Genomic DNA, 5,809 nt, shown 5'->3' with positions numbered 1-5,809 from the left:
CTGGGAGAAAAAGGGAAAAACAACCCCGGCCAACACACCCTAGCAGACACCTTAGCAAGTGTTTCAAGCTAAAGCGTCTGCTAGACCATTTCGTTGGCACAAACAATAATTAATGAGAAAACTTGTACTTCTTGTTTGTCTATCTCTTTTCTGCCACAGCACCTATAGCTGTGAATGTATTCCAAAAAGATGGGAAGCAGGTGTTGTAAGCGATAGAATCGAGAATACCGACTTAATATTTATTGGCGAAGTTTTTTCCCTTGACAGCGGCACATACAAGATAAGGGTTGTTGATTTGTTCAAAGGGCAAGTGGCATCAGATACGCTCATTGGTTACAATAGCTACAATGATTGCTACACAATGACAGTGACTAAAGGCTTATGGATAATCTATACGGGTCTGGACAAACACGGCAGGATACCTGAGGTACCAGCGTGCGGAGTAGTTCTATCAAGAAGCCTGACAGAGCCAGAAAACCAATTCGTTATTGTGCCACCACCTCCAAGTGACAAACTTGATTCGATTGCGGTTGAGGCGTTTTATAAAGCACAGGAAAGAGAGCAACTGCTCTTGCACATGAAAAACTGGATGAATGAATATGTACTACTAACAAACTATAGAAACAAAGTTAAAGAAGCAGAACCAACAGAAAAAAAGAACAGTGATACATTAACTTATGTGGCTTTAGGCTTAGCCATCATGTCTCTATTAATGGTACTACTGAAAAAATAGCTTGTGCCAACAAAGTTCATAATTTAGGCTCGGCTACGCCTCCCCACATTATGCACGAGACGTTGTGCGGCATAAGAAAGTATGAATTGGAAAAATAACTCCATCAACTTCGAAGAAATACCGAAAGGCGAATACATAAATTTCGACTGGAAAGAAGACGATGTAAAATCCTTTGATTTCTCTAAGTGCAAGTACTTAATTATTTGGCATCACCAGAGTAAGGAGAAGAGCTTTAACAATTTGCCTCACATTCCAGACTTGCTGTATTTGGAAGTGAACTGGTCAAGCTCTACTTCCTTGAAGGGGCTTTCAAAATATCAAAACCTCAAAAGGCTTGAACTACATTACTGCACTAAGCTGGAGACTTTGGATGGAATAGAATCTGTAAATAGAGAAATTGAGCATATTCACATTAATCAGTCAAAGAAATTAACCAATCACAAAAGGATTACCATCCTGAAAAAACTAAAAGTATTATGCTATAACGATTGTGGGGCTATTGAAAACCTAAGTTTTTTGAATGAATTACCTCATTTAAGAGACTTTAGGTTTGTAAATAGTAATATCTTAGATGGAGACTTATCCCCCATTCTGCACCACCCTAACTTGGAAAGTGTAGGTTTTTTGAACAAAAGACACTACTCTCACAAAGACACCTATATAAAGGACTATCTAAAAAACAGGAGAATTACGAACGCACAACAAAACCTATAGTGCATTGAAAACGCACCATAGCAGAGCCGTTAGGCGGTAGTGAAAGTATAGAATGAAAAAATTAAAACTACTCTTATTAATAGTCTTGACTCCCCTTATTGCTTTTGCACAGGGGCAAACAGATTCTTATTCAATAAGTGGTAAGATTAATTTGCTCATAGGACTTGAAATGGTGCCAGTGCAAGAAGCCTTGGTGACAGTTAAAAACACTGGTCAAGTAGCTACAACAGACAGTCTTGGTAATTTTAAGTTGGAAAACCTAAAGCTGGGAAAACACCAGTTGCAGGTTCTTGGAGCAAGCTTTTCAGCTATAGATACCAGCGTGACCATAACAGAAGTGTCAATAACAGGCTTATCCTTGGTGGCCATTGCAGATTGCAGCATAAATGAAGATATAGCACAAAGAGACATAAAGAAAAATAAACCAAGACTTCTGATAGTGGGTGGCATTGCACCTGTAGTATATGTGCATCAGGAAAAGTTCGAGAAGAAGTATGATGTAAAGTATCACGACTTCGGCTGTGTTGCTCCAAATGAAAAATGCATAGAGCAGTATAATCAGGTTGTGTTCAAGTTCCTTGACAGTAGGTATGGCAAAAAGTGGCGGAAGGAAGTAAGAAAAGATGTGGTCGGCATATAAAACACAATCGCCTAACCTTGCACATAAGCCAAGCTGCGTCTGCGCCTCGCTCACTTTATGTACTAACCGTTAGGTAAAAACAGAAAGTATGAAAAGAACTATCCTTTGTTTGCTCTTCGTGTGCTTCTGTTCTTACAAAGTTTCTGGACAGGAACATCATGTTAACTTAATCATCCAAATCAATGATAAGTTGATAGTGGATGGCTTACAAGAAATTTACATAAAAACTGATTCAATAGAGTCGGAAAGGATATATGTCAAATATGTGCCTGGGGATTTAATCTTAACAGACTCAGTATTCAACCTTTTAAACTCTGAAAATACAGAAAGCTTCAAACTCTATTTTGGCTATGCTACCCATGACAAAAGGAAAAGTGAGTATGCATACTTCAGTGTAGGGTTGTCAAAGCAAATCTTCAGCTTGCCTTACCTGATATTGAATGTGTATGATTTCAGAGATAAAAAATATAGAAAGTGGTATCAATCTTATACTAAGGATGACTTTCTTGTAGAGCGAATATCTCCAAATTCAGGTGTATACATTCGGAACCATTAAAATGTCTTTACCTAACATGGTTTATACCTTATGCTTCGCCTGATGGTCTCGCACAAGGTATACACAAGACGTTAGCCATCATATATGAACACATTCTTATATATATTCTTAATTATTCTTAACTCTTGGGGTTTAGGTGCTCTTGTAAATTATTGTATTCAGAATAAGACTTTTTATAAATCAATATCTGATAAGGTTTTAATTAAAAACGATAAGTGGAATAACTATTTGGGATTGAGCTTTTTTAAATTCCTTGTTACCAAAACTGTCTATGGAAATATAAATCGAACTATAAGAATAAGCAACGGGACGTTTGATGACTTGAGTAAGATGAAGAAGAAGATGATTGATTCTGAAATTGGTCATTCAATAGGACTATTTAGCTCCCAAGTAGTTTTCATATACTTATTTATCAATAATAGTAATGAAGCTTTTTTGCTCACAGGAACAGCTTTGAATATCCTTTTGAATTTTTATCCGATCTTATTACAACAAAGTAATAAATCAAGGATTAACAAGGTTTTAAAGAAATACAATTGCTAACCACACCTTTACCGTAGCTATGCCATGGCAAAGCCCAGCACGTTATGCTCAATAGCAATTATGAATGTGTCTTCAAAAATCTTAATTCTTTGTCTACAGTTACTGGTGCTAATCAGCTGCAATGTGAAAAATACGAGTAACATAAAAGTCAAAGGTATTATAATAGATAATGCGAATGGACAGCCCATTGAAAATGCTAATGTAACGGTGCTTTGTTGGTATGATGCAGGTTGGGACAAAACAGATTATGTAAGTCATGACACTGTTACGGATTCAAATGGCTCATATGAATTAACTTTTGAAGAAGGGTATAAGGTTATAGTAGCAAGCGTTGCACCTGAATACCAGAGGACACTTCATGAAATTAACAACTTGAAAAATGATGAAGTAATGGTTAATCTTGAGTTAAAAAAAGATAGCACACAAACAAACTTATCAGAAACAAAATTGGAAGATTACATTCTAAGCAATACCAGCAGTTTGTGAAATAAGCCACCTAGTAGAACTAAATAGCATAACCAAGTATAGCAGTAATGCTTGCTAACGCTGCGCCATTCTGCTATACCAGTACCGTTACCTGTCATATCAATGGATGAAGAAATAGTATCTGATGAAGAAATGGCAACAAGAATTAGGAAACTGGTTCTTGATGTAATTGAATTATGGTCATCAAAAGAAGCCCAACTGAACTACCAAAAAAATGTTCCTATTGCAAATGTGTCAGCAGAACTGTTTGAGCAATGGACAGATTTTTATAATCCTGATGATAGAAAGTTTAAGATGGCTTTTAATGAAACTGAGTTAAAATTATTAGCGGATTTCGAACATGTTTTAGAACGTGAGACCACAAGAGTTTCACCTTATAATGTGCCTGATATTGAGCTTTTCGTGTATACCTTAGAGTGGAGAGAAATCAATAATGCTGCGATTGAATTGCTCAATAAAATTAAAAACTAAGTCAGGTAACAATGCACAGGCTGTAGTTTTGGCTGACGCCTTACCATAGCCTGTACCAGACGTTAGCGTTCATATAAATTAATGAAAATCATCTTCAACATTTTATTGGTCTTCTTTTTTGTTGATGCTTGGGCAACCGACCAAGACCCTGACGTTTTGTATTACCAAGGGAGTAAATATTATCTGTATAGCAGAACAGTTGATTCACCGCTTGAGTCTTTTACCCAACTTAAAGAGAAGTTGCAGAGTGTTAATAAGGATTGGATGGATAGCGGTTGCTGGAGGAATTTTACGGCAGAATGGACTATAGAAGGCGGGCAGTTGTACCTAACAAAAGTAAAAAACTGCAAGGATGGCAAGGAAATCAACTCATTGGTTGAGAAGACCATCAACAAGAAGTTCGTTGACGGAAAAATGAAGGCTGACTGGGTTAATGGAGTTTATTGGGTAGGAAGTGGGGAGAGATACTGGAATGCCTTTGAAAATGAAATAAAATTCACGTTTGAAAGTGGAGCCGTGGTAAGGACCAAACATTACGCTTTACCAGACTGCTCATATAGCAATAGGGATACATTAGAAAGCTTCATCTACTCTAACATAAATTGGGAAGAATTACCGAATAAGAGAGTGGATGTGTCCATAGATTTTGAAACGGACAGTGAGGGAAAGTTATTGCAGGCAAAAGTTCGGCACAGCGTTAGCGAAGAATTTGAAAAAGAAGCTTTGAGGGTGTTACGAAATGTACCATGTTGGAAGGTCTTTACACATTTTGGAGAAGTCTTTGGGTGGCGGGATATCGATATTGTATTCAGCGAAGAAAACAGAAAGAAATATACACGCTAACCCTGCACATAAACCAAACTTCGGCTACGCCTCGTTCGCTTTATGTACTAAACCGTTATGTTCAATGGTGAAAATGAAATCAACATATAGACAAATAATTAGTGGGCTTTCACTTCTACTTCTTTCATCTTGTGGCATAGAATCATATAGAACTTTTGGCCCAGAGAATGGAAAAACAGAAGTGTGTTCAGACCAATTTGTTGACTGCAATTTTTCACAAGTTATTTATGACAATAGCTCTGACGCCAATATTTACCTTGACTTTAAAGCAAAGACTAAAGATGAAATTGAGATTACCAATGTTTCGGGGCATCTTAAATGGTTTGAAAAGGGAAAAGAAATTAATTGCCCTCAAGTTTTGACATCAATAGCAGTTCGACTATTTCAAAAAGAGAAGAATGTTGCCGACAGCACATTTTTACCTAATCAATTAATCCCCGGAAGGTTTAAAACAATTTCAGGTACAGAAAACTCACTTTTATATGAATTAGAGTTTAGCGACACGACATATAAATTTGTTCCTACGACAGTTGATAAAATGGCAGTTAATTTAGTCATTAGAACTAAAGCGACTTCAACAGGAAAACTTTACGAACATAGAAAGACAATTAAACTGAATGCTAATAAGCATCACTACTTTTGGTTCTTACGTGACGGTTAACAGAAAACCAATAAACATAAACATAACCACACCCATAAGCCAGCTACGCCGCCGTATGGCCAAGTCCGTTGACCGTGATTGTAAATTTACAGATTTTAAAAGTGGCGTGTCTTTCAGGCTTTTTTAGGGCTGGAGGGCATCAAAGGCCACTAAAGCGGGCAA

At 37.0% G+C, this 5,809-nt stretch carries 8 protein-coding genes; all 8 read left to right on the top strand.

Annotated features, from left to right (window positions below; translation table 11 throughout):
- Positions 1 to 112: 112 nt before the first annotated feature.
- Positions 113 to 733, top strand: a complete 621-nt coding sequence (locus C8E01_RS21195) for a hypothetical protein (RefSeq protein ID WP_116545463.1) — start codon at positions 113 to 115, stop codon at positions 731 to 733.
- Between the two features lie 81 nt (positions 734 to 814).
- Positions 815 to 1,447 carry a hypothetical protein gene (locus C8E01_RS21190; RefSeq protein WP_116545462.1) on the top strand — a complete coding sequence of 211 codons (633 nt, stop codon included), beginning with the start codon at positions 815 to 817 and terminating at the stop codon, positions 1,445 to 1,447.
- Positions 1,448 to 1,499: 52 nt separating this feature from the next.
- Complete coding sequence (locus C8E01_RS21185) at positions 1,500 to 2,087, top strand: FEKKY domain-containing protein (protein WP_116545461.1); 588 nt, start codon at positions 1,500 to 1,502, stop codon at positions 2,085 to 2,087.
- Positions 2,088 to 2,727: 640 nt separating this feature from the next.
- Positions 2,728 to 3,186, top strand: coding sequence for a glycosyl-4,4'-diaponeurosporenoate acyltransferase CrtO family protein (locus C8E01_RS22210; RefSeq protein ID WP_116545459.1), 459 nt, complete (start codon positions 2,728 to 2,730; stop codon positions 3,184 to 3,186).
- Between the two features lie 24 nt (positions 3,187 to 3,210).
- Complete coding sequence (locus tag C8E01_RS21170) at positions 3,211 to 3,672, top strand: carboxypeptidase-like regulatory domain-containing protein (RefSeq protein WP_116545458.1); 462 nt, start codon at positions 3,211 to 3,213, stop codon at positions 3,670 to 3,672.
- Between the two features lie 51 nt (positions 3,673 to 3,723).
- A complete protein-coding gene (locus C8E01_RS21165; RefSeq protein WP_133242813.1) occupies positions 3,724 to 4,143 on the top strand; it encodes a hypothetical protein in 420 nt (139 codons plus the stop codon).
- Positions 4,144 to 4,224: 81 nt separating this feature from the next.
- Positions 4,225 to 4,986 (top strand): hypothetical protein, encoded by a 762-nt coding sequence (locus C8E01_RS21160; protein WP_116545456.1) that lies wholly within the window; start codon positions 4,225 to 4,227, stop codon positions 4,984 to 4,986.
- A 64-nt stretch (positions 4,987 to 5,050) separates the two neighbouring features.
- On the top strand, positions 5,051 to 5,647 hold the full coding sequence (locus C8E01_RS21155; protein WP_116545455.1) for a hypothetical protein: 597 nt from the start codon (positions 5,051 to 5,053) through the stop codon (positions 5,645 to 5,647).
- The last annotated feature ends 162 nt before the right edge of the window (positions 5,648 to 5,809 follow it).

Origin of the sequence: Pontibacter virosus (assembly GCF_003096355.1) — a bacterium.
Taxonomy (GTDB): Bacteria; Bacteroidota; Bacteroidia; order Cytophagales; family Hymenobacteraceae; genus Pontibacter; species Pontibacter virosus.
This window is presented reverse-complemented; position numbering and strand designations above follow the sequence as displayed.